Annotated in this window: 15 protein-coding genes; 6 read left to right on the top strand and 9 right to left on the bottom strand. The window is 61.4% G+C overall.

What is annotated here, in order from left to right; translation table 11 throughout:
- Positions 1-35: 35 nt before the first annotated feature.
- Both RR842_RS01160 and RR842_RS01155 read right to left on the bottom strand, forming a co-directional pair.
- Positions 36-4,916 (bottom strand): acyl-CoA dehydratase activase-related protein, encoded by a 4,881-nt coding sequence (locus RR842_RS01160; protein WP_332728834.1) that lies wholly within the window; start codon positions 4,914-4,916, stop codon positions 36-38.
- 50 nt (positions 4,917-4,966) lie between these two features.
- Entirely contained in the window at positions 4,967-5,617 is a 651-nt protein-coding gene (locus RR842_RS01155) for a TetR/AcrR family transcriptional regulator (RefSeq protein WP_332511611.1), read from the bottom strand.
- Positions 5,618-6,021: 404 nt separating this feature from the next.
- Between RR842_RS01155 and RR842_RS01150 the strand changes: the two genes are divergently transcribed.
- Positions 6,022-6,993 carry a biotin--[acetyl-CoA-carboxylase] ligase gene (locus RR842_RS01150; RefSeq protein WP_332511598.1) on the top strand — a complete coding sequence of 324 codons (972 nt, stop codon included), beginning with the start codon at positions 6,022-6,024 and terminating at the stop codon, positions 6,991-6,993.
- A gap of 60 nt (positions 6,994-7,053) precedes the next feature.
- Here the strand turns inward: RR842_RS01150 and RR842_RS01145 are convergent, their stop codons facing one another.
- A complete protein-coding gene (locus RR842_RS01145; protein WP_332553138.1) occupies positions 7,054-8,349 on the bottom strand; it encodes a hypothetical protein in 1,296 nt (431 codons plus the stop codon).
- Positions 8,350-8,639: 290 nt separating this feature from the next.
- Here RR842_RS01145 and RR842_RS01140 point away from each other — a divergent pair, with 290 nt between their 5' ends.
- Positions 8,640-10,157 carry an FAD-dependent oxidoreductase gene (locus RR842_RS01140; RefSeq protein ID WP_332517337.1) on the top strand — a complete coding sequence of 506 codons (1,518 nt, stop codon included), beginning with the start codon at positions 8,640-8,642 and terminating at the stop codon, positions 10,155-10,157.
- Positions 10,158-10,365: 208 nt separating this feature from the next.
- A complete protein-coding gene (locus tag RR842_RS01135; protein WP_332511601.1) occupies positions 10,366-11,730 on the top strand; it encodes a PFL family protein in 1,365 nt (454 codons plus the stop codon).
- A 165-nt stretch (positions 11,731-11,895) separates the two neighbouring features.
- On the opposite strand, the gene RR842_RS01130 is transcribed toward RR842_RS01135, so the two are convergent.
- Positions 11,896-12,627, bottom strand: coding sequence for a TlyA family RNA methyltransferase (locus tag RR842_RS01130; protein ID WP_332511602.1), 732 nt, complete (start codon positions 12,625-12,627; stop codon positions 11,896-11,898).
- Positions 12,628-12,737: 110 nt separating this feature from the next.
- On the opposite strand from RR842_RS01130, the gene RR842_RS01125 reads away from it, so the two are divergent.
- The 3 genes from RR842_RS01125 (at position 12,738) to RR842_RS01115 (ending at position 18,295) form a co-directional block, all read left to right on the top strand.
- The gene (locus RR842_RS01125; protein WP_332724272.1) at positions 12,738-15,614 is read left to right on the top strand and encodes a sensor histidine kinase KdpD; all 2,877 of its coding nucleotides are present in this window, start codon (positions 12,738-12,740) and stop codon (positions 15,612-15,614) included.
- Complete coding sequence (locus tag RR842_RS01120; RefSeq protein WP_332511604.1) at positions 15,611-16,324, top strand: response regulator; 714 nt, start codon at positions 15,611-15,613, stop codon at positions 16,322-16,324. The genes RR842_RS01125 and RR842_RS01120 overlap by 4 nt, the downstream gene beginning before the upstream one ends.
- Positions 16,325-16,633: 309 nt before the next feature.
- On the top strand, positions 16,634-18,295 hold the full coding sequence (locus tag RR842_RS01115) for an FAD-binding protein (protein ID WP_332511605.1): 1,662 nt from the start codon (positions 16,634-16,636) through the stop codon (positions 18,293-18,295).
- A gap of 281 nt (positions 18,296-18,576) precedes the next feature.
- On the opposite strand, the gene RR842_RS01110 is transcribed toward RR842_RS01115, so the two are convergent.
- The 5 genes from RR842_RS01110 to RR842_RS01090 form a co-directional block, all read right to left on the bottom strand.
- Complete coding sequence (locus tag RR842_RS01110; protein ID WP_332511606.1) at positions 18,577-20,070, bottom strand: LuxR C-terminal-related transcriptional regulator; 1,494 nt, start codon at positions 20,068-20,070, stop codon at positions 18,577-18,579.
- 166 nt (positions 20,071-20,236) lie between these two features.
- On the bottom strand, positions 20,237-21,277 hold the full coding sequence (locus tag RR842_RS01105; RefSeq protein ID WP_332574288.1) for an aspartate-semialdehyde dehydrogenase: 1,041 nt from the start codon (positions 21,275-21,277) through the stop codon (positions 20,237-20,239).
- Between the two features lie 8 nt (positions 21,278-21,285).
- Positions 21,286-22,563, bottom strand: a complete 1,278-nt coding sequence (locus RR842_RS01100) for an aspartate kinase (RefSeq protein WP_332511608.1) — start codon at positions 22,561-22,563, stop codon at positions 21,286-21,288.
- A 228-nt stretch (positions 22,564-22,791) separates the two neighbouring features.
- Positions 22,792-22,977 carry a hypothetical protein gene (locus tag RR842_RS01095; protein ID WP_332511609.1) on the bottom strand — a complete coding sequence of 62 codons (186 nt, stop codon included), beginning with the start codon at positions 22,975-22,977 and terminating at the stop codon, positions 22,792-22,794.
- 240 nt (positions 22,978-23,217) lie between these two features.
- A partial coding sequence (locus tag RR842_RS01090; RefSeq protein ID WP_332728833.1) for a helix-turn-helix domain-containing protein occupies positions 23,218-24,360 on the bottom strand: 1,143 nt, incomplete at its 5' end.

Here is a 24,360-nt window from a genome sequence, read left to right as displayed (position 1 = left end):
GCCGTTTCGCTCAACCTCTACCGAGGGAACCTGCTCTACACCTTCTCGGTTTCTACCTGCAATTCCCCCGCCGACTCTTGGACCGCAGTAAAGCCGCCTGCTTTGACGAACTTGTCGCGGGCTGCTTTCGCCTCGGCTTCCTTCTCGGTCAAGTTCGCCTTGGCCACGCTGATCATCAACTTGATGCGGTTCAGCTGGTTCACCTCGGAGGCACCGGGGTCGTAGTCCACCGCCACGATGTTGCTCTCGGGATAACGGCGGCGCAGCTCCTTGATGACCGACTTGCCCACCACGTGGTTCGGCAGGCACGCAAAGGGCTGCGCGCACACCACGTTCGGCGCACCGGTGCGCACCAATTCCACCATCTCAGCCGTGAGCAGCCAGCCTTCGCCCATCGAGTTGCACAAGCTGAGTATCTCGCTAGCGTACCCGGACAACTCGTAGATATCGGCCGGCACCTCGAAGCGGTTCGAGGAGGCAAGCGCCTTCGTTATCGGGGCACGCAGTTTCTCCAAAGCCGCAATACCGACACGCGCACCGAAGGCGCTCTTCCTTGAACGTCCGAGCGGGTCTTTCTGGAAGATGGCCCCGGCAATGCCGAACAGGAAGAACTCGGTGATCCCCGGCACCACCGCCTCGCAGCCTTCGTGCTCGATTACCTCCACCACCTGGTTGTTCGCGGTAGGATGGAACTTCACCAATATCTCACCCACGACACCCACGCGCGGCTTCGCACCTTCACCCGCAAGCGGCAGCGTGTCGAAATCCTCCACGATACGGCGCACGGTGTCCTTGAACGTGCGACGCGAGAGGCCTTCCAGAAGCTGGCGGCGACACGTGCTCATCCAGTGGTCGAACAGGCGGTTCGCACTGCCCGGCGTCACCTCGTAGGGGCGCGTGCGGTACAGCGTCTGCATAAGCAAGTCGCCGTAGAAGATAGCGTACGCCGCCTGCAGCAGCATGCCGGGCGTCACCTTGAAGCCGGGATGGTTCTCGCCCAGATCCTTGAACGAAAGCGCGATCACCGGCACGTGAGCCAGGCCCACCGCAGCCAATGCCTTGCGGATAAGCGAGATGTAGTTCGTGGCACGGCAGCCGCCGCCCGTCTGCGTAATAATGACGGCCAGCTTGTCCGTATCGTATTTGCCTGACATGACCGCTTCCATGATCTGGCCGGTAACCAGGATGGACGGGTAGCAGATGTCGTTGTTCACGTACTTCAGACCCGCATCGACCGCACCATGATCCACCGACGGCAGCAGCTCGAAGTTGTAGCCGCTTTTGCGGAATATCTCCACCAGCAGGTCGAAATGGATGGGAGCCATCTGCGGGCACAGGATGGTATAGCCCGCATCCTTCATCTCCTGCGTAAACACTGCACGGGGGAACTCCGTGGTAGCGCCCTTGCGGTGCTTGTAGCGCTCGGCCACTTCGGGGGCGGACTTCTCGGCAAACGTCTCAGGCGGGGCGGGCGCCTCAGCCGCAGCATCGGCAGCGTTCAGGCTCCTTGCCGCCAGTTTTTTGGCGATTGCGGCCTCCGTGCGGCCGGTTTTTCCCGCCACCGCCGCATCAGGCGAGGAGATGAACCGGTCCGGATCGAACTCCATAGCCGGGCAACCGCGCAGTACGCGCCGGGCCTCGACCTGCTCGTCGGACTGGTCCTTGAGCGCCGCCAGCAGCGAGCGCACGCGGATGCGCGCTGCGCCCAGGTTCGACACCTCGTCGATTTTCAGCACGGTGTACACCTTGCCGGCGCGCTCCAATATCTCCTGCACCTGGTCGGTTGTAAGCGCATCCAAACCGCAGCCGAAGCTGTTCAACTGGATAAGATCCAGGTCGGAGCGCTCGGTGGCCACCTTGGCCGCAGCATACAGGCGCGTGTGGTACATCCACTGGTCCACCAGGCGAATGGGACGTTCCAGCTGCCCCAAATGCGCAATGGAGTCCTCCGTAAGCACCGCAAGGCCGAAACTGGTCAGCAGCTCGGGGATGGCGTGGTTGATCTCGGGATCGCTGTGGTACGGACGGCCCGCCAGCACGATGCCATGCGTGCCGGTAGCCTCCATCCACGCAAGCGTCTCCTCGCCCTTGGCGCGGATGTCGCGCTTGTAGGCCTCGTCCTCGGCCCAGGCCGCCTCCACCGCCGCGTCGACCTCGGCCTGCGTGAGGGCGGCGGCGCCCAAGAACTCGGGATGGTGCTCCGCCAGCTCAACGAACAGGCGCTTCTTCAAATGTTCCTTCTGATCGTAGGGCACCCACGGCGTGAGCAAGGGCACCTCTGACGTGCGCAGCTCGTCGATGTTCAAACGCAGGGCCTCAGGGTAGCTTGCCACGATGGGGCAGTTGAAGTGGTTGCCCGCGCCTTCGTCTTCCTGGCGTTCCCACTTCGAGCAGGGCATCCAGATAAAATCGGGATGTTTGTCCAGCAGGTTCATGATATGCCCGTGCGACAGTTTCGCCGGATAGCACACGCTCTCCGACGGCATGGACTCGATGCCCGCCTCGTAAGTCTTCTTCGTGGACGGATCGCTGAGCACCACACGGAAGCCCAGACGCGTGAAGAACGTGAACCAGAACGGGTAGTTCTCGTACAGGTTAAGCGCCCGCGGGATACCCACCGAGCCGCGCGGGGCGTCCTGGGGAGACAGGGGCTCGTAGCCGAACGTGCGCTCGGATTTGTACTCGTACAGGTTAGGCACGTCCATGCTCTCGTGGTGCGTGCCGGCACCCTTCTCGCAGCGGTTTCCCGTAGTGAAGCGGCGGTGCTTGCCGGTGCTCTCGTCTATGCCGAAGTCGTTCACCGTCAGAAGGCAGCTGTTCGAGCAGCCCTTGCAGCGCACGGTTTTATGCGAGGGGGACAACGCCTCGATCTGCTCGAGGGACAGCAGGGTTGAGCGCACCTCGCCAGCAGCATCCTCGGTGTCGAAATCGGAACTCCACGCAGCAGCCGCTTCGGCCCTGCTCGCTTCCCGCATCCGAGCGGAGCGGTGGTGATCGCGCGCCAGAAGGGCTGCGCCGTACGCGCCCATGTTGCCCGCGATATCAGGGCGCACGGCCTGGACCTCGGATAGCTGCTCAAAGGCTCGCAACACGGCGTCGTTCAAGAACGTGCCACCCTGCACGATGACCTTCGTGCCCACGTCATGCGGGTCGCGGATCTTGATAACTTTGAACAGTGCGTTCTTGATGACGGAAATGGCCAGGCCCGCAGCGATATCGCCCACGGTGGCGCCTTCCTTCTGCGCCTGCTTCACGCGGCTGTTCATGAACACGGTGCAACGGCTGCCCAGATCCACCGGACGCTCGGCCTCGATGGCTGTCTGCGCGAACTCGGCCACGTCCAGGTTCAGCCCCGAGGCGAAGCTCTCGATGAAGCTGCCGCACCCGGAACTGCATGCTTCGTTCAGCATGATGTGGTCGATGACGCCGTCCTTCACCCGCAGGCACTTCATATCCTGCCCGCCGATGTCCAGGATGAACTCCACGCCCGGCAGCATCTCCTGCGCGCCACGCAGATGCGCCACCGTCTCGATCTCGCCGGAGTCTACGCGCAAAGCCTCCAGCAGCAGGCCCTCGCCGTAGCCCGTGACCGTGGCATGGCCGATGCGCACCAGCGGCTCACCGGTGTCGGCATCGACGGGAAGTTCGTTGTACAGGTTCGCCAACGCCGCCTTTGCGCAGCCCAGCACATCGCCCTTGTTGCTGGCGTAATGCGACCACAGGAGCGCACCGTCTTCGCCGATGAGCGCTGCCTTGAAGGTGGTGGAGCCGGCATCGATGCCCAAGTAGGCCGTACCCGTATATTCCATGAGATCGCCCCTGCGCACACGCTCCTCTTGATGGCGTTGCGTGAAGGTGTCGCGCTCGTCTTTGCTGGCGAACAAGGGGGGAAGGCGCACGACTTCGGACCCCTGCATGTCGCCTAGGTTCTTCAGACGGTCCAACACGTCGTCCAAAAGCTCAGTTCGCGACGTCTCGCTGGCCGCACCCGCCAAAGCGCAGCCGTTGGCTACGAACAGGTGGGCGTCTTCGGGCACGATACGGTGCTCGTCGTCCAGGGCGAGCGTCTCGTAAAAGCGCTTGCGCAGCTCGGGGAGGTACTGCAACGGACCGCCCAAGAACGCCACGTAACCGCGAATAGGACGACCACACGCCAGGCCGCTGATGGTCTGGGTCACCACAGACTGGAAGATGGACGCAGCGATATCCTCCTTGCGCGCACCTTCGTTCAGCAACGGCTGCACGTCGGTCTTCGCGAACACGCCGCAACGGCTGGCGATAGGATAGATGGTCTGGCTGTTCGCCGCCAGCTCGTTCAAGCCGCCGGCGTCAGTGTTCAACAGGGTGGCCATCTGGTCGATGAACGCGCCGGTGCCGCCGGCGCACGTACCGTTCATGCGCTGCTCGATGCCCTGGTCGAAGTAGATGATCTTCGCATCTTCGCCACCCAGCTCGATAGCCACGTCCGTCTTGGGAATGAACGCCTCAACCGCCGTCTTGGAGGCGATGACCTCCTGCACGAACTCGATGCCCAGCCACTGCGCCAGCAGCAAGCCGCCCGAGCCGGTGAGGGCAATGGTCATGGCCTCTCCGCCGAAATCGGCTGCGGCCTCCTCCAGCACCTCCACGATCGTAGCCCGTATGTCTGCGTGGTGGCGGCGATACACCGAAAACCTCACCTTGCGAGTCTCGTCCAAGATAGCCAGCTTCACCGTAGTAGACCCCACGTCGATGCCGATATGCAGGGTTTCCGGTACCTTGTGCTGCACTGCCGAAGCAACAGCAGCCGAAGCGGCCTGCTCCTGCGGCAGCGAGACAACACGCGGTGCGCACGATGCGCACGTCGACGCCTCAGCCGAGGGGTTCGTCGCCTGGGGGGTGCTGCTCTTGCTCTCATCCATGGGCTCGTTCACCATGACCTTCTCCTTCGTACGCTTGCTATCAGTTGCGGGCAGAGCCCGGTTGGTTACAGCTTGATGGTGTCGCCCGGCTTGATGAAGAACAGCTTCATGGCGATAAGGGCCATCTCTTCGGAGCTTTCGTGCATGCCGGTATCCAGCCACCGCGAGATCACCCCCAGATACGCCTGCGCGTAAAACGCCACGTAGTAGCCCACAAACGGCGTAGAGTCGCTGCGATAGCGCTCGTGTAAGATGGACTGGATCAAGTTCGTGCAGATGGAGTCGCGCAGGCGCGGGCCGAACCGCACATCGCCGCCCGGGCCCAGCACCGCATGCAAAAACGCGCCCTGCTCGCGCAGGTAGTCGAACAGCTCCACCAAAAACGGCAGCGGCTTCTTGCGCGTGCGGTACGCCAGAAGTTTGCGCACGGTCATATCCTGCAGCTGCGTCTGAAAATGCTCCAGATCATGCATGACCTCGTCCTCGAACGTGGCCAGCAGGTTCTCTTTGTCGCGGAAATGGTTGTAGAACGTACCACGGTTCAGATCGGCGCGAGCACACAGGTCGTTCACCGTGATAGCGTCGAACCCGCGCTCTTCCATGAGGGCGATAAGGGCATCGTGCAGTGCCTTTTTGGAGCGCACGATGCGGCGGTCTTCGCAAAAAGACGCGACAGGACAGGCAGTGGGCACCCCAGAAGCCGGAACATCCGACATGTCATCCGCTACGGCAGAAAGAGGTTGCACAAGGGGCTGTTTCGCCGTTGCAACGCCGCCAAGAACATCAGTTGCCATGCGTTCCCTTCGCCTGCCGCACGCTTGCGGCCCAAATAGACATCTCGATCAAAAATGAACACGTTGTTCAATAGCAGTCATTTTACGAGGAAACAAGCAGAAAGACAACGATTGGGAAGGACCTTACATGGATTTTACGAAAACTTGCACCTTATTGTCACCTTCTCTTTTCTTTATCGTTGACAAAATAAGCCCCCTCGCACCAGAATTGCCAAAACGACACGCACCGGCGAACCGACACGGCAAACCGGACATCAACTGCTCTTGGAGCAGCCCGGAAAGGCCCAACGGCTCGACCGCCCGGCACACGCTCACGAAAGGACCCCATGACGACGAAGAGCCGAACACTGCGCTTGCTCGAGGAGAGCCAAGGCGATTATGTGTCCGGGGTCAAGCTTGCCTCGGCGCTGGGCGTCAGCCGCAATGCCGTCTGGAAGGCCGTGAATGCGCTGCGCGAAGAGGGCTACGACATCGCCGCCACCACGAACAAGGGATATCGCCTCTCACAAGACAGTGACCTGCTGTCGCCTGTAAGCATCGGCAGGTTCCTGCCCGCCGGCCACCCCTTCGACATCGTACTGCGCAAGCGCGTGACCTCAACGAACACCGAAGCACAGCAGCTCGCCCTCCTCGGCGCACCCGAAGGCACCGTCGTCGTGGCAGAAGAACAGACTGCCGGCAAGGGGCGGCGTGGCAAATCGTTCTTCTCCCCGGCATCCACCGGCATCTACCTGAGCATCGTGCTGCGCCCCCTGCTGCAAGCCAACGCCTCCGCATGCCTTACGGCGGCGGCAGCCGTAGCCTGCGCGCAGGCCATCGAGGCGGTAACCGGGCGAAAAACCGCCATCAAATGGATAAACGACATCTTCTGCGACGGCCGGAAAGTAGTAGGCATCCTCACCGAAGGAGCCTTGAGCGTGGAGTCAGGGCGCTTCGAATACGCGGTGCTGGGCATCGGCATAAACGTGAAGCCGCCCTCTGCCGGCTTCCCCTCGGAGATGGCAGACGTGGCAGGAGCCCTCTGCCCCGTCAACGCCGACCCCTTGCGCAGCAAACTGGCAGCCGAAGTGCTCGCACGGTTTTGGGGCCTGTACGAGAACCTGGATAGCCGCTCGTTCTACAGCGACTACCGCGACCGCTGTTTCCTGCTTGACCAGCCCATCGTGATCACCCGCCGCGGACAGCGCATCCGCGCGCGAGCGGTCGATTTGACCGAGGACTTCCAGCTGGTCATCGAACTGCCCGACAAGACCCGCGAGAACCTTCAGTATGGCGAAGTGAGCACGGCGCGCGCTTAACTCCGCCAAGATGCGCGAGCTTCTTGGCGCGAAGAGCGGGCGGGCACGCCGGGGTCGGACTCAGGGACGCAGACCAGCAGGGCCGACCAGCATTTGGCGAATCCCCGGCACGACCGTAAACTCGAAGGCTCGCTTGACACGTCGGCACTCCAGAAAACCCATACCGACAAGCCCCAGCAGATCGGCACGTGCCGTTGCATAGACCACCCGGTGGGTTTTTCGATGGGATTCGATCCTGAACACCGCCGCAGGGTTGCTCAGCGACATTTGGAGGACCGTGCGCTGGCGATGGTTTATATCCAAGTCATCTCGAAGCGTCTGGGAAAATACCTGGTCCCTCTTGATGACGCGCTTGAGCTCTCCCTCCACTTCGTCAAGCTTGAGCCGGGCCAGCTGCGTCATCACCGTAACGTAGACGGTGTAGTCGATCTCGTCGTCGATGAGGATAGACGAGCCCTTCACGCTCGCCGCGACCGCGGGCGGGCGGATGATGCCCTGCTCCCACTCTCGACACGCTTCCAAAATCGGCACGAACGCGAGCACCGGCAGGCGCGACTTCAAGAACAGCAATTTCATAATCAGGGAAGACACCACGCCGTTCCATGCCGGAAGCGGAAAAGTACTCATGAACAGAAACCGCACAGCCATGGCGAGCAATAGCGGATGCTCGGCGCTGTCTACTCCCTCTCCGTTGACGAGGCGTGCTATGAGCAGCAGCGATGCCGTACTATCGAAGCGATTGCTGCCCCACAGCACCGAGGCCTGCCTCGAGGAAAGCGAGGTTTGCTCACCCGCACCCTTCGCAACCTGTCGGTAAATATCCCAAATCAACTCGGGCGTGCAGGGCGCATCGCGATAGCGCTCGAGCTCCCAAACGGCACGATGTCCATTGAGTAGCAGCACCTCTTCCGAGGCTTCCGGACCGCGCTCGCCCCGCAAGACCTCGCGCGCTTTCTCGTAACCCAGGTTCAATCCGTCTTCACGAAGCCCGGTCACGGCGTCGTTGACGTGCGCCTCGATGAGGAAATAGACGGTGTTCCGAGATTTAGTGGCCAAATCGAGCCACGACCCCTCATGGCAGCGACGGCTGATATCGTCAAGCGATGCCTGGATAGATCGCGTGGCCGAATACCATCCCTGGCGCCCCGAGGTACCGAAAAACGGCAGCAAAACGGCTGTTTGGCGGCGAATTGCATTGAGCACCCGCCACGCCTGCTCGGCCGAAAGGCCCGGTGGCATAGGCATCTTCTTGAAAGCACTCCACGAAAGCGGGCTCTCGTTCGCCTGCTTGCACAGGGCTGCAAAAGCGGGGTCCTTCAACAATCCGATGAAGTTGCGCACCATCTCATCCGACATACTCCGACTCCTTCCCCCAAGGCCATCGTCAGCTGATCCCGTTCATTTGCACTATATCATTTTTTAATAGTTTCCCATCTTTGGCAAGACTCAAACCGAGCAGAGCGTTTCTCAGTGGAAAAACAATTATTTAACCTGGTATTTCTTTCGTATTACCTTCCCCGTCGCCAAGGCTTTCTTCGTAGTTTAACTATTAATTTTTGCGATATTGACACTTAATCAAGGAGGCTTGTATGGTTCGTGGTATGCCGCTGTTTCGGCACGTACATCGACTGAAGGGGAGTGGGAACATGGCAGCAAACAAGGAGAAGATCACCCGAAGGAATTTCGTCGGAGCCGCAATGGCGGGCACCATGGGGCTCGCTGCAGCCTCTTTCCTAGGGGGATGCAGCAAGCCCGCAGCAGGCGATAAAGCTGCGACCTCATCCGACGGAAGCTGGCAAGAAGAGGCCGACATCGTCGTTGTGGGCACAGGAGGCGGCGGCTACGCTGCGGCTGTCGAAGCTGCCAACGCCGGCGCAAGCGTGCTTTTGCTGGAGAAGTCCAGTGCCGTAGGGGGCGACTCCGCGCTCTGCGACGGCATTCTCGGTGGCTGGGGAACCCGCTTGGCCAAAGAGCAGGGCATTAGCGTCACGGCCGACCAGGTATACGAGTGGTTCATGGCGCATCCCGAATGGTACGGCCCGAAAGATGCGGAGATCGCACGCGTCCAAGCCGACAAGAGCGGCGAGACCATCGACTGGCTCCAAGACTTGGGCACTCCGTTCGCCAAGGAAGTCGGACCGCGCTTCGGCTATACAGAGCTTCCCGTCATTCACCAGGTAGAAGGCCTTGGTGCCGCCATGATCAAGTCGCTCGGCGCAGCGGCAGAGAAGGCGGGCGTGAAGACGCTTATGGAAACACGGGCGTCCAAGCTGCTGACTGATGCCGAGGGTCGCGTCATCGGCCTTGAGGCTTCCCAAAAGAAAGACACCCTTCGCATCAAGGCAAACAAAGGCGTAATTCTGGCTACCGGTGGCCACTCCGGCAGTAAAACCATGCTGGCAGCCATGAACCCCGAATGCGCCAACATCCTGCCCGGATCGAACCCCGGAGCAACGGGCGACGGCCTTGCCCTCGCCACCAGCGTCGGTGCGCTTGCTACCCGTGCGGCCGCCTTGCCGCTAATGAGTTCGCTTGCTGGCTTGGACACAAAGTCTATCGTCAACCTCAACTATTCCGAACACCTGCATGGACTTTGGCTGGACGCCAACGGCGAACGCTTCTTCAACGAGGAAACACCCTATGAAAGCCCCTTGGGCCATCGTGCCATCCTCCGCAAGCACAACGAGCAGGGCCGCCCTGCCGTCGTGCTGCTGCCGACCACGCCCGAACTTGAAGCTGTGCTGGCAAAGCGTCCTTTGAACTGGGTAAAAGCCGATACGGCAGAAGATGCTGCCGCCCAGGTGGGTCTGGACGGAGCCAAGGTGAAAGCTACGGTGGAGCGCTACAACGCCTTCTGCGCAGCAGGGCGCGATGACGACTTCGGACGTCCCGCCGAGTCCCTCATTCCCCTGACAACGGGACCTTTCTACGCCTCCGCCATCATGGTAAGCACCTCCGTCGTAACCGGCGGCATTAAGACGAACGCACAAGGTCAAGCACTCAGAATGCCCGCAGTCTCCAGTGGTGAAGCGGCCGCCGAGGCTATTCCCGGCCTGTATGTGGCTGGCGTAGCAGCCGACTGGAACTGCGCAGCCGGAGCCACCGTTCTGTGCGCCATGACCATGGGCCGCATCGCCGCCCAGAACGCGACAAAGAACGCCTAGCAACCGAAACTATCGTTAAGGAAACTTTTCGCCCCTCCCCGCCCCTGTTGCCCTGTACCTGGCAACAGGGGTCCTTTATTTCCGGCGTTTCTTCGCCCATGAGAAGAAACGCCGGAAATAACCAGGCCGCTGTAACAGTTGCCTGGTTATTTGCTATGCTGACACGATTACCTCTACACGCGGGACCTACGAGAGAAAGACGGGAACCATGCAGATCACCCCTGCCGAAATCGCCGAAACGCTGGCGATGGTGAGCAAGCAGCACCTCGACATCCGCACGATAACGCTGGGACTGAACCTGCGAGCCTGCACCGACACCGACATCGACGTCATGGCGCGCAAGGTCTACGACCGCCTGACTTCTGCTGCCGAGCATCTGGTGCCCATGGCAGAACAGCTTGAGCGCGAGTACGGCATTCCTATCGTCAACAAGCGCCTGTCCGTCACGCCCATCGCCGAGATATGCGCAGCCACCAACGCGCAGGACCTCACCCCCATCGCCGTAGCCATGGACAATGCAGGCAAGGAAGTGGGCGTGGACTTCGTGGGCGGCTTCGGGGCGCTGGTGCACAAGGGCGCGTCTGCATCCGACCTGAAACTTATGAACTCCATCCCGCATGCGCTGTCCACGACCGACCGCGTCATGTCGTCGGTGAACGTAGCCTCCACGCGCGCGGGCATCAACATGGATGCCGTGCTGAAGATGGCAGGCATCGTCATCGAAACGGCAAAAGCCACCGCAGATCGCGAGTGCATCGGCTGCGGCAAGCTGGTCGTATTCTGCAACGCCGTGGAAGACAACCCTTTCATGGCCGGAGCCTTCCACGGATCGGGTGAAGCCGATGCCGTCATCAACGTGGGCGTGTCTGGCCCCGGCGTCGTGCGCGCCGTGCTAGCCGACCTGCCCAAAGATGCCGACATCACGTCCGTTGCCGAAGCTATCAAGGCAACCGCGTTCAAAATCACCCGCGCCGGCGAGCTCATGGCCCGCGAGGCATCCAAGCGCCTTGGCGTGCAGCAGGGCATTCTCGACCTGTCGCTGGCACCCACACCGGCAGAGGGCGACTCCGTGGCCGAGATCCTCGAAGCCATCGGCGTAGGCCAATGCGGCGGTCCCGGCACCACAGCCGCACTCGCCATGCTCAACGATGCCGTGAAGAAGGGCGGCGTCATGGCGTCGTCGTCCGTCGGCGGTCTGTCCGGCGCGTTCATCCCCGTGTCCGAAGACGCAGGCATGATCCGCGCTGCCGAGTCGGGCGCGCTGACCTTGGAGAAGCTGGAAGCCATGACCTGCGTATGCTCGGTCGGGTTGGATATGATCGCTGTTCCCGGCGACACGTCTGTCGAGACCATCTTCGGCATCATCGCCGACGAATGCGCTATCGGCCTCATCAACACCAAAACCACCGCAGTGCGCCTCATCCCTGCTATCGGCAAGAAGGTGGGCGACCGACTGGACTTCGGCGGCCTCTTGGGGTACGCCCCGGTCATGCCGGTCAACCAATATGCAGGTACCGTGTTCGCCCACCGCGGCGGTCGTTTCCCCGCCCCCATCAACTCGCTGAAGAACTAAGCTGTCCGGAAAGACTAGCCCACCTGCAAATACCGACAAAACCGCAGGCAGGCTAGTCTTTCTAGTCCGATATGTTGCACTTTCCTCTTTCTTCAATGGGTAGGTTTCCCCTAGACCGCCGCACGGCAAGGATTCTCTTTCAAGCAGTCGAATGCTTATCTGAGCCTAACCCGCAAACACCGCGCGCACCAAGTACTCCACATTGCCCTCGGGGCCTTTGATAGAAGACTCGACTACGCCTGTCACCTCGAAGCCTTCGGCATCAAGTGCCGCGCGCACTTCGTCCACCGTACGCTGCCGCACGGCCTCGTCGCGCACAACGCCACCGTCCGTCTCGTCGGCGCGCGATTCGAACTGCGGCTTCACCAACCCGATAAACACCGAGCCAGCTTCAGAGAGCCGCGCGAACACCGGCGCAAGCGCAGCAAGGCCGATAAAACTGAGGTCGGCCACCAAGATAGCGAACGGAGCACCCAGCCCCAGGGGGTCGGCCAACTTGATGTTTGTGCGCTCGAACACGCTCACCCGCTCGTCTTGCCGCAACGACCAGGCCAGCTGCCCGTAGTTCACGTCCACGCACGCCACACGCGCAGCACCCGCCTGCAACAAGCAGTCGGTGAAGCCACCGGTAGACGACCCGATGTCGATGCACCGCAGCCCCTGCACGCTCTGTCCGAACGCGTCGAGCGCCCCTTGCAGCTTGTGGCCGCCACGCGAAACGAACCGCTTGCGTCCCTTCACCACGACCTCCGCATCGGGCGCCACCTTCAGGGCGGCGCTCGTCGCGTACACATCGTCGACCTTCACCTCATGCGCCAACACCGCACGCAATGCCGCACCCGCATCGGGGAAATAGCCCTGCTCCACCAGGAGTGTATCCAGTCTCGTTTTCTTCATAGGCTCCAGTATACTCAAAACTACCGGCCCCTCTGCCTTAATGCAATCTTTACGTCAGACGCGCGACCTTAATGCAATGCTCGCGTCCAATGCCGTATCATGGCGACGTAATGGAATTTACCTCGACACCCACGCAAGAACCTTGCCGTCCCGACCCCGACGACCTGCTTCGTGCGATCACCGCCGAAGAGCAAGCAGGCACGTCCGGCAAGCGGCGCGGACGGCTTAAGGTATTCTTCGGTTATGCAGCCGGCGTCGGAAAGACGTATTCGATGCTCGAGGCGGCGCACGTCGCACATGAGCACAAACGCGACGTGGTGGTCGGCTACATAGAGCCGCACACCCGCCCCGACACCCTTGCCTGGCTCGAAGGGCTCGAGGTGCTGCCACCACGCGAGATATCCTACAAAGGCATGGTCCTCAAGGAATTCGACGTGGATGCGGCACTCGAGCGCAAACCCGACCTGATCCTCGTGGACGAGCTGGCCCACACCAACGCCTCCGGCAGTCGGCATGCCAAACGCTACCTTGACGTGGAAGAGCTGCTGCACGCTGGCATCGATGTGTACACCACGGTCAACGTTCAACACCTGGAAAGCCTGAACGACAAGGTGTCTTCCACCACCGAGATCGTAGTACAGGAGCGCATCCCCGACCGCATCTTCGATTACGCCGACTCGGTCGAGATTATCGACCTTGATCCCGACGACCTCATCGACCGCCTGGAAGGCGGCAAGATATACCGGAGCGAACGCGCCAAAACGGCACTGGCGAACTTTTTCTCGAAGAAGAACCTTGCGTACCTGCGCGAACTGGCGCTGCGGCGCACGGCCGACCGCCTGAACCGCAACCTCGAGCGCGGATTCGGCCGATCGACTGCCGATGCGCGCGACGACGTACTGGTTTTGGTAAGCCCTTCGCTTGGCAATGTCTCGGTCATTCGCGCCGCCGCACGCCTTGCCGCCGCCTACCGAGGCACGCTTACGGCATTGGTCGTGGAGCCCACCGACACGCACAAGCTTTCCGACCAGAATCAAAATGCCCTGCACTCGAATGTCGACCTGGCCGAAGAATTGGGAGCGCACATCGTCACCGTACCCGGAGACGATGCCGCCGTACAGATTGCGCAGTACGCCCTGTCCGGCACTATCTCCAAGATCGTCGTAGGTTCGTCGGAATATGCACGGCCACTCCTGCCGTTCTTGCCCGCCTGGCGCACCATCGCGGACCGCTTGGTAAGCCTCTCGTGCACCACCGATGTCGTCGTCATCGCCGATCGCCATAAAAAGCGTGCCGTCTCGGGGCCAAAGCTAGCCGAACGGTTCAAACCCACCGGCACCGACTTTATCGCCGCAAGCCTCGCCCTGTTCGCCGCGACGGTACTCGGATTGCTGTTCCACGAGGGCGGCCTCGCCGGCAGTACCATTCTGGCCATCTATCTGGTAGCCGTCTTGCTCGGCGCCTTGAAAGCAGACAGCTTCTTCTACAGCCTTATCGTGTCGCCGTCGGCAGTGCTTCTGTTCAACTTTTTCTTCACCACGCCGCGCTTCACGCTTTCGGCCTACGGCTTGAACTACCCGTTTCTCTTCGTGTTCCTGTTCGCTACCTCGATGATCGTGTCGTCGCTGACCATCCGTACCCGACGCGAAGCCGAGAAGAACGCCCGCAAGGCATACCGCACCGAGGTGCTGCTCGAAACCGAGCACCGCCTGCAGGAGGCCAGCGGCGTGGCGAATATCCTGTCCACCACCGCCGAGCAGATCATCAAGCTGCTGCGCACGACCGTGGTAATCTACCAGGTAACCCCCCACGGAACGCTCAGCGATCCCAGCCTGTTCTCGTCGAACAATCCCGACGAGAACGTGTCCATGACCGACTTGGTGCGGGAAGACGAAGCAGCCGTGGCCGCCTGGGTAGCGGGCAACAACAAGCGCGCCGGCACCGGCACCGACACGCTCATGAACGCACGTTGCCTCTACCTGCCCATTCGCGGCAAGGAAACCGCCGTAGGCGTAGCCGGCATCGTCTTGTCCGGAACCGACGGGCTGGATGCATTCGAAAAGAGCCTTCTCTTGGTCATGCTCGACGAGTGCGGGCAGGCGGTGGAGCGCGAGCGCGCCTCGGAAAACGCGCATCGCAGCCGCCTGAAAGCCGAGCAGGAAAGCCTGCGGGCAAACTTGCTACGCAGCATCTCTCACGACCTGCGCACGCCGCTGACCAGCATATCGGGAGATGCATCCATCCTACTGTCCAGTGCCGACGTGCTTTCCGACGAGAAGAAGCGCGCCATCTACACCGACATCCACGAGGATGCGCTCTGGCTCGTGAACCTGGTCGAGAACCTGCTGGTGGTGACGCGCCTGGACAACGGCACCCTGTCTCTCAAGACCGAGCCCGAACTGGTGGAAGACGTCGTGCGCGAAGCCCTGCGGCACCTGAACCGTAAAGCCGCCGAGCACCTCATCTCGGTGCGCGTAGACGATCCACTGCTTATGATGCAGGCGGACGGGCGGCTTATCATGCAGGTCATCATCAACCTAGTGAACAATGCGGTCACCTATACGCCCGCAGGCTCACACATCGAGGTGTCAGCACATCATCGGGGGTCAAACTTTGTGTCCATAGCGGTTTCGGACGACGGCCCCGGCATAGCCCCGGCCGAACGCCCCGACATATTCACGATGTTCTACCAAGGCAAGAACGTCGGGGGCGATGCACGACGAGGCCTGGGGCTAGGACTGGCACTCTGCAAGTCTATCGTCGAAATCCACGGAGGAACGATTGCCGTCGATGCCCTTCCTCCGCGCAAGCGCGCCAACCCCGAGCGCCCCGGCACCGTGATCACGCTCACGCTTCCTGCGGTAGAATACGAGATGAACACCACACCGGACGAGACCGACGACAGCTCGTGGGCGATGGCCCCGACCACCGGACTGACAGCGACAACGCCGTCCGGCCAAGCCCCCGGCAAAGGAGAAGGCGCATGACCGCAATCGATGAGCACGGAGCATACACCATCCTTATCGTGGAGGATGATACCGCCGTAAAAAGCCTGATAGCAACCACCCTCAAGGTTCAAGGTTACCGCGGGCTCGAAGCTTCGACCGGCACCGCCGCCCTGCTGGAGGCCACTACGAAGAACCCCGACGTGATCATCTTGGATCTCGGTCTTCCCGATGCCGACGGCATCGACCTTATCCGCGAGATACGTACCTGGTCGCGCACGCCCATCATCGTGGTATCGGCCCGCACCGACGATGCCGACAAGGTGGCCGCACTCGATGCGGGAGCCGACGACTACCTCACCAAGCCCTTCTCCGTCGAAGAGCTGCTGGCACGCCTGCGCGTGGCAACGCGCCGTCTTGCAGCCGAAGGCGCAGCAGACGCCGACGGCCCTGTCTACGAAAATGGCAGCCTGCGCGTGGACTTCGCAGCCCGCACCGTCACCCTGAACGATGAAGAAGTGCACCTCACGCCCATCGAGTACAAGCTGCTGGCCCTTTTGGCCCGCAATACGGGCAAAGTGCTCACGCACAACGCCATCTTGAAGGAAGTCTGGGGGAACGCGCTCGCCAGCGACCTGCCTTCCCTGCGCGTGTTCATGGCAACCCTGCGCAAAAAGATCGAGCCCGATCCGGCGCATCCCGACTACATACAAACCCACGTAGGCATCGGCTACCGCATGCTGCGGAAGTAGCCGAACCGGTAAGGTCCTCTCGCAAAGCGAACCTGCGATCACCTCGGCAATGGTGCCCACCGGCCCTTTTCTCGCGCTCTGGCTCAACGATACCGTACAACCAAAACAAAGAAAACAAAGCGCAGCAACAGCCTGCCTACATCAAGGCAGGAGTGGTCCGTCTGGCGCTCAACACCCCCTCCCCCGACCCCACAAAATGCGGGGGTTTGCACTTCCATCAGGCAATACCCGCAGTTGGGGTGTACCCTCTCATGCCGCAAAAACCTAAGGTAGCGCTTGTCATTCCAACACGATCGAGGAGGGAATCGCATGGACGAGAGCAGTTCGCACCCCGCTCTACAGCAAAGCCGTCGCACGTTTTTGAAGGCAGCCGGAACCGCAATAGTGGGTGCCGCCGGGCTCGGCATCGTCGGCTGCGCGCCAAAAGGGGCCGGCGACAAAGAGGGCAGCACCAAGGTTTCGACAACGGGCGGCACGCTGGATATAAAGTGGGACGAGGAATACGACGTCGTCGTAGCGGGCGCGGGTGCCGCCGGCATGGCCGCGGCCATCACGGTAGCGCTCGAAGGCAACGGGGCCACCTGTCTTTTGGCCGAAAAGGCCGACAAGCCCGACGGCAACACGCCGTTCGCCAAGGGCACCGTAGTGTACGCCACCGACGAGGAAGCCTTCGCCAACTACATGAAGGAGATGGCAGGCGAGCACGCCACCACCCCCGACGACGTGCTGGAAGCCTACGCCAAGGGTGCGACCGAGAACTTCGGGTGGATCTTCGACACGCTGGGCGCTCCGAAGGACGAGGCAGGCATCAACGAGCCCACAACGGTAGACGACCCGCTGAAAACGGCACCGGAGTATCCTGAGTTCAAGCACTGCTATTCGCTGGGCAAGTTCACGGTCGGCGCTGCCAAGGAGAAGGAGATCAAAGGTCCCAAGCACATTGCTGTGCTGCTGGAGAGCAAGATCAACGAGAACAGCGACACCATCACCTACCGCACGAAAGCCCCACTCGAAGAGCTGGTGAAGGACCCGGCAAGCGGGCGTATCGTCGGCGCCGTCATCGACGGCAAGGCCGTGCGCGCGAAGCGCGGTGTGATCATGTGCACGGGCGGCTTCGAGAGCAACCCCACCATGATGGAGAACTATGCGGGCATGGGCGCCGCGCGTCCCGCCGCCGGCAACTCCAACACCGGCGACGGCCACAAGGCATGCATGAAGGTGGGCACCGACTTCTGGCACATGGAGCATGTGGCTGGATTCTGGATGTCGGGCCGCGACCTGAAGAATACGAAGTTCACCAACAACCAGATCATCTCTCCCTCTCCTAAGCAATACGGCATAACCGTGGGAGTGAACGGCCGTCGCTGGTACATGGATTGGGACAGCTATTCCAACAAGTCCAAGATAGCCTATCAGGACGATTTGTCGCTGGCCGTAGGATCGCGCCATGGCCACATGAACGTAGGCGGCGCCTGGCCGCACATCACCCAGCCGGCAACCTCCTGGTTCGTGTTCGACCAGCCCGGCCTGGAGGCCGGCGCCATCCCCGCCACCACCACCTCGGACCCGGTGGGCGACAAGCTCGTGGTCACCGCAAACACCATCGAGGAATTGGCAGCTGCCATGAACGTGCCGGTAGACGAGCTGGTCACCACCGTCGCGCAGTGGAACGAATGCTGCACCAACGGCAAGGACGTGTACTTCCACCGTCCCGCAAACACGCTGCAACCGGTGTCCACTCCGCCGTTTTACGCGCAAATCGCCATCCCGGCGTTCCTGAACACCGACGGCGGCCCCGTACGCAACGCCCAGGGCCAGATCCTCGACCCCGATGGACAGCCTATGCCGGGCCTGTACTCGGCCGGCGAGTTCGGCTCCATCTGGTGCGGCGTGTACCAGGGTGGCGGTAACGTGGCCGAGTGCCTCATCTTCGGCCGCATTTCCGCCCGCAGCGCGCTCGCCGACGCATAGGGAGCCACGACAACCGATCGAGTAGGAAGAGCCTTTCGTTAAGCAATTTGTGAAAGGCTCTTCCCTCTCACACCTTCCCCCTCCTCAAGCGGGCCCGGCTGGATTCAGCTGGGCCCGCTTGCATGCAGAACGGGAGGCGTGCAACGCATCAAGCGTCCTCCACCGCCCTACCGCCGTCAGTGACGCATTCCCCTTGCACGAAAACAGGGGATGCCAGCAAGGTTGCCCCAGCAGGACGATGCCCGTGGCGTGGCACAACAGAGAAGCAGGCCGCGGTGGCCCTACAGCTCCTTCACGAAGTCGATGAGATCTTGCTTGGAATGCACGCCGAGCTTCTGATAGATGTTCTTCACGTAACTGCGCACGGTATTGTCGGACAGGTACAGCTCCCCGGCGATATAGGTGGAGCTGCGGCCTTCCGCCAACAGCAACGCCACCTCGGTCTCGCGCTGCGTCAACCCGAAGCGCTCGTGCAACGACTCCTGCCGATGCGAAGCGTTCTCGACGTGCTCGCCCGGAGCAACCTCCTGCTCGCACGCATCAAGCGCAGCCGCCTTGGCGCACTGGCACAACTCGGCAAAAAGAGGCCTCTTACCCGGCAGTGCATCAGTAAGCAGAAACCCCACGCTCACCGCTATCAGGCAGATCATCACCGCTATGACCAGCATCATCTCGATACCGCCCGAGCTCCCGATCCACCACATGACCAAGCGTCCGCTCTCGCGGAAGAACAGGTGGAATATCCAAAAGAACCCAAGCACCACGTACGAGGGCAAGGCGCGGTGCCGTGCCACATCGTAGGAAACGAACCACAGGAACGCAACCTGGAACAAGTTCGTGATGGCGATGAGCGTCGCACCGATCTGTCCGGCAAGCGGATCGAGGGTCGACAACAGCATCACCCCTACCGCCAGCGCCGCGAGCTGCGCCTGCCAAAGCGCCGAGAAGCGGAAACGCCGACCTCGAACCAACGTCCACCAGATAATGCCCAGCCCGATAGCCGCTACGCCCAAATGCTGCACCAGCTGAGACACGGGAACCAGTTCGATAGACGTTCCGAAAGGGAAACCGCGTGAAGCGCCCATCACGAAACTGAACAGGGCAATGCCTATCGCGAGTCTCACCGAAGTACGTCGCGGCTCTTCGGCATAGATGTCGTCGCGAGGCGGGGGCAGAGCGATGCCCGCGCTTTGCCGGCCGTCAAGCACTTTCGTGGCCCGCTTGTACATGACGAACGTCATCATGGGCAATAACATGCTGATAAAAAAGGCAATGTACTCAGACACGAATGCAATGAACACGCCGATAAGCGTCGAGAGCGAGAGCGAAGAGAACGTGTGCAGCAACGCCTCCCGAATATCAAGCCGTTCGTACACTTTCATCCACATGCCACCGCTCCAGGCCAGACCAACGCCCGAGCATATCGCTGCAACCGTAGTAAAAGGAAGCCACGGCGACAGAGCCTGTACGAAGAACAGCAGGCTTCCCAAGGTCATAAGGGCAACCGACGCCCATCCGAGCATCGTCTCGGTGCGTGAAGAAAAAACCTTGTGCAGCGCAACAGCCCCCAGCACCACGATGCAGGCACAGCGGGAGAAATTGATGGCAACCGTAGTCAGTCCAGAGTCAACCCAGATATAGCGTGCATAGAGGATGCACTGTATCCACACCAGCACAAAGCCCGTCCCCAGAAAAGAAAACGACCAGCGCGGCTTGTAGGTCGCAAGAAGAGATGCCCAACTGCCAAGTCCCTGACCTTCTTGGACTTTGCTCACCCTTGCGCCCCCTTATCCCTTTGTTCTAGTGGTTCACTCTGTATTTTACCATGCAGCACAACCACCCCCGCTCCGGCCAGCAGGGATATCTGCGACAAAAAGAAACGGCCTTCCCGAACCATTCGGAAGGCCGTCAATCGAGCGTGGGCGCAAGCTGCCAAAAGCTTTAGGGGATCAACAGCTCTGCGATCTGAACCGCATTCAGGGCGGCACCCTTGCGGATCTGGTCGGCTACCACCCAGAAGGCCAGGCCGTGATCGACCGTGTCATCGCGACGCAGGCGACCGACGTACGTCTCATCGGTTCCGGCCAGCAAACCGGGCATGGGATACTCGCAGTTGTCGCAATCGTCCATGAGCACGACGCCCGGCGCGGCAGCGTAGGCGCCACGCGCCGCCTCGACGCTCACGTCGCCCTCGAACTCCACGTACACGGCTTCGGCATGGCAGCGCAGCACCGGTACGCGCACGCAGGTGGCGGCGACTTTAATGCCCTCGTCGCCCATGATCTTCTTCGTCTCGACGACCATCTTCCACTCCTCTTTCGTGGAAGCGTCGTCCATGAACTTGTCGATGTGCGGGATGCAGTTGAAGGCGATGCGGTGCTGGAACACCTCGACCGTAAGCTCGTCGCCGTTCAGGAAGTCTTTGGTCTGGTCGTACAGCTCGGCCATCGCGGGCGCGCCGCCCCCGCTGGCAGCCTGGTAAGTGGACACCACCACACGCTTGATGGGCGACAGGTCGTAGAGCGGCTTCAACGCCACGACCATCTGGATGGTCGAGCAGTTCGGGTTCGCAATGACACCGTTATGCCAAGCCACGTCGCCGGGGTTCACCTCCGGCACCACCAGCGGCACGCCTTCGTCCATGCGAAACGCGCTCGAGTTGTCGATCATGACGGCACCTGCCGCGACCACGGCCTCGCGCATCTCCTTCGAGAACTCCGCGCCGCACGAGAACAGGGCGATATCCACGCCCTCGAACGCCTCGGGAGTCATCTCCTGAACCGTCAGCTCGCCGGCCGGCACCTGGCCGCATCCGGCAAAGGGCAGCTTCTTGCCCGCCGAACGTGCCGACGCCAGCGCCCGCACCTCGGCCGCCGGGAAATCTACGTCATGCAGCACCTGCAAAAACTCGGTGCCCACGGCACCCGTCGCACCTGCAACCGCCACCACCGGATTCGCCGGCATTGCTTTTGTCCACGCCATGTCGATCCCTATCTTCCCTTGTTCATCTTCGCAGCAATCTCCTCGGCAGAGAGCTGCGTCTCCTCAAACACGCTGTCCGAGTCCAAGCCGAACGCCGTATGCAGGCAGCGCACCGCAGCCGCAGCCTGGGCCACGTCCACCACGACCGACAGGCGGATGGGCGACGTGGATATAGCCAGGATGTTGATCTCGTTCTCGCCGAGCGCCGTAAACGCGCGGGCCGCCACGCCGGGCGACGACTTCATGCCCGTGCCCACCAAGCTCACCTTCGCGATATCCTCGTCCGCATCGAACTCGCGCGCCTTGATGTCGGGCAGGATGCGCTCGACCGTCTCGCGCGCACAGGACAGGTCGGCACCGGCGCAGGTGAAGCTGATGTCGGTAAAGCCGTCCTCGGAGATATTCTGGATGATCATGTCCACGCGCACGTTGTTGCCTGCCAGCGCACTGAACACTTTCGCCGCCACGCCGGTCATATCAGGTACGCCGCGAATGGTGACCTTCACCTCGGACGTGTCGTGGGCGATGCCGGTAATGACGGCTTCTTCCATGTCGATTTCCTCCTTGATGTAGGTACCGTCGGCATCGGAGAACGCCGAGCGGGAATGGATGACTACTTCGTACTTGCGCGCGAACTCGACGGCGCGCATCTGCAGCACGCCCGCGCCGGAACCGGACAACTCCAGCATGTCGTCGTAAGAGATGGCATCGAGTTTCTTGGCGCGCGGGCACACGCGCGGATCGGCCGTGTACACGCCGTCCACGTCGGAGTATATCTCGCACACGTCGGCGCAGATGCCCCAGGCGACCGCCACCGCCGTCGTATCGGACCCACCACGACCAAGCGTGGTGATGTCGTCGTTGGGATCGATGCCCTGAAAGCCCGCCACCACCGGGATGAAGCCGCGCGAAAGCGCTTCCATGATGCGCTCGTTGTGCACTTTCACGATCTTGGCCGTGGCATGCATACCGTCCGTCTCGATGCCCGCTTGGCGGCCGGTGAAGCTCATAGCCTGGTATCCGCGCGCCTCAATAGCCATAGCCAAAAGCGTCATGGATACTTGCTCGCCGGTGGAAAGCAGACGATCCATCTCGCGCGCGGGCGGATTATGGTTTACGGCACGTGCCAGCCCCACCAACTCGTCGGTGGTCTTGCCCATGGCAGACACCACGGCGACAACGTCGTGACCAGCCTGTTTCTTCGCAATAAGCTTCTTCGCAACCATCTGGATGCGCTCAGGCGAAGCGACGGACGTACCCCCGAATTTTGCTACGATTAACGACATGGCGTTCTTCCTCGTGCGCAGTGAACACAGTTTGGCTGTTCACTATACCAAACAACCCGATGCCTCGCCGTCGAAATGCCCGCGAGCAGGCGGTTTTTCACGGGGAAAGCGAAATGAAAAGCCCGAAGGCTCTGAGGTTCTTCGGGCTTTCAGGGTTGTCGCAACCGTGGCGAATACCGGCTGCGACGCATGCTGTGCCGCGCTCGGCGACCAGCGGCACCGCGCATGTTAGCCGGCTTGGTAGATCGTTTCGAGCGATTCGCTTTCCATAAGGGTGCACAGGGCAGTACTGGCCTGTGCCGGTTCGATACCCAGGTGCTCGAAGCGTTTTGCCAGTTTCAGGCAGTAGGACAGGTCGCCAGACTCCAGCGACAACAGGGCGGACGTTGCTTGATCGCTCAGATTTCCAAACATGGCAGTTCTCCTTCTCGCGGTTCTATCCTTTTCGGCAACCCTAGCTTACGCACCGGAAAGGACAGGGCTTTTGGACGATCGGAGAACTTCGCGCACCTGTTTTGGCCGTTTGGACAAGCCGGGAGCCAGATGAGACCATGAACCCAAGAGAAAACGCAGGTCGGAGGTTGGTTTGCCAGAAGAACCGGAGGTAGTGCGGCTCAAACCACCCCCGCAAGGGATTAAGGGTGCCGCCCAAGACTACAGCAGTGGATTCGTGTGATCGAGGTACACGAGCCCCAGCAGAAAGGCAAACTCGCGATCGGGAGAATCGGACATCCCCAGCACATCCTTCGCTTTACGCAGGCGATAGCGCAGCGTGTTCGGATGCTGATGGAGCATCTCGCCCGCCAAACGTACATCGCCGTAGGCGCGCGCCAACGCCTCGCATGTTACAACGAGCTCGGTACCGTGCGCGTCATCGTGCTCTTCCAACAAAGCACGATGGAGCGCCGCCGTGCGCCAGAACAGGCGGCCTTCGGTCGCTGAGGCACGGAAAGCATCGTGGTGCAGATCGGCCCAGCTCACTCTCTCCTCGTTCTCGATCTGAGCCGTCTTGAGCGCAGCAAGGGCTTCGCGCGCACTCATATCTCCGTCGGAAAGCGGTGCCTCTTCGCCCACGCCAAGCGACACCGGCCCGATGCCCAGCAGACGCACCACCAGATCGGTCTCCGATCGGGTGCGAACGCCCGCAGGAGGCTGCGCGTACGAGACAAACGCGAGCAATGCACCATGATAGCGGAAGGCGAACACGGCCTCCACCACATCCCAATCGCGCTTGAAGTCTGCAAGGGCGACAGAAAGCGCATCGAGCGTCGCATACAGCGAGCACTCGTCGAGCAGGTGCGGAGCTACGGCGACGCACTGCACGGTGGAGCCTGTTGCGCCCGCAAGCTCGTACAGCGCTGCGCGCGTGGCCTGCGGATCATGGCCCGAAAGCAATTCGTCTAAGATACGCCCCTTGTCCGACTGTTCGCCGTCGCGGCGGATGAGGTCGAGAGCCTGGTATGCCACCACTTCATGGTACGCTCCCTCGTAGAGGAACAGAGGAACGCCCGCCTCCTCACTGGCAGCGATAACGCACTCGCTGACAATAGGACGGTACACCGTCTTCAGGGCGATGGCCGCCACCCCGCGTCCAATGAGTACCAACAGCGAGCGCTCGGACAGTTCGGGATCGTCCCGGGCGAAGCCCAGGTTCGACACGATAAACTCGCCCGGAAGATAGATCGCATAGCCTCGATCCTTGTCGGGCGAACAATCGAGTATGCCCACGTTGCGCACCTCGCGCCCCTCGGCTCCCGCGCACACGGCAAGAGGCTGCACGCGCTCGAACGCCGACAA

The sequence above is a fragment of the Gordonibacter sp. genome (assembly GCF_036667095.1).
Classification (GTDB): Bacteria; Actinomycetota; Coriobacteriia; order Coriobacteriales; family Eggerthellaceae; genus Gordonibacter.
This window is presented reverse-complemented; position numbering and strand designations above follow the sequence as displayed.

Excerpts from the sequence above, each read along its gene's own strand:
- RR842_RS01155 (WP_332511611.1), bottom strand. The coding sequence starts at position 5,617 with ATGTCGGATGTTCCGGCTTCTGGGGTGCCCACTGCCTGTCCTGTCGCG.
- RR842_RS01105 (WP_332574288.1), bottom strand. The coding sequence starts at position 21,277 with ATGGCGTGGACAAAAGCAATGCCGGCGAATCCGGTGGTGGCGGTTGCA.
- RR842_RS01135 (WP_332511601.1), top strand. The coding sequence starts at position 10,366 with ATGCAGATCACCCCTGCCGAAATCGCCGAAACGCTGGCGATGGTGAGC.
- RR842_RS01130 (WP_332511602.1), bottom strand. The coding sequence starts at position 12,627 with ATGAAGAAAACGAGACTGGATACACTCCTGGTGGAGCAGGGCTATTTC.
- RR842_RS01120 (WP_332511604.1), top strand. The coding sequence starts at position 15,611 with ATGACCGCAATCGATGAGCACGGAGCATACACCATCCTTATCGTGGAG.
- RR842_RS01150 (WP_332511598.1), top strand. The coding sequence starts at position 6,022 with ATGACGACGAAGAGCCGAACACTGCGCTTGCTCGAGGAGAGCCAAGGC.
- RR842_RS01125 (WP_332724272.1), top strand. The coding sequence starts at position 12,738 with ATGGAATTTACCTCGACACCCACGCAAGAACCTTGCCGTCCCGACCCC.
- RR842_RS01115 (WP_332511605.1), top strand. The coding sequence starts at position 16,634 with ATGGACGAGAGCAGTTCGCACCCCGCTCTACAGCAAAGCCGTCGCACG.
- RR842_RS01160 (WP_332728834.1), bottom strand. The coding sequence starts at position 4,916 with ATGGTGAACGAGCCCATGGATGAGAGCAAGAGCAGCACCCCCCAGGCG.
- RR842_RS01140 (WP_332517337.1), top strand. The coding sequence starts at position 8,640 with ATGGCAGCAAACAAGGAGAAGATCACCCGAAGGAATTTCGTCGGAGCC.
- RR842_RS01095 (WP_332511609.1), bottom strand. The coding sequence starts at position 22,977 with ATGTTTGGAAATCTGAGCGATCAAGCAACGTCCGCCCTGTTGTCGCTG.
- RR842_RS01100 (WP_332511608.1), bottom strand. The coding sequence starts at position 22,563 with ATGTCGTTAATCGTAGCAAAATTCGGGGGTACGTCCGTCGCTTCGCCT.
- RR842_RS01145 (WP_332553138.1), bottom strand. The coding sequence starts at position 8,349 with ATGTCGGATGAGATGGTGCGCAACTTCATCGGATTGTTGAAGGACCCC.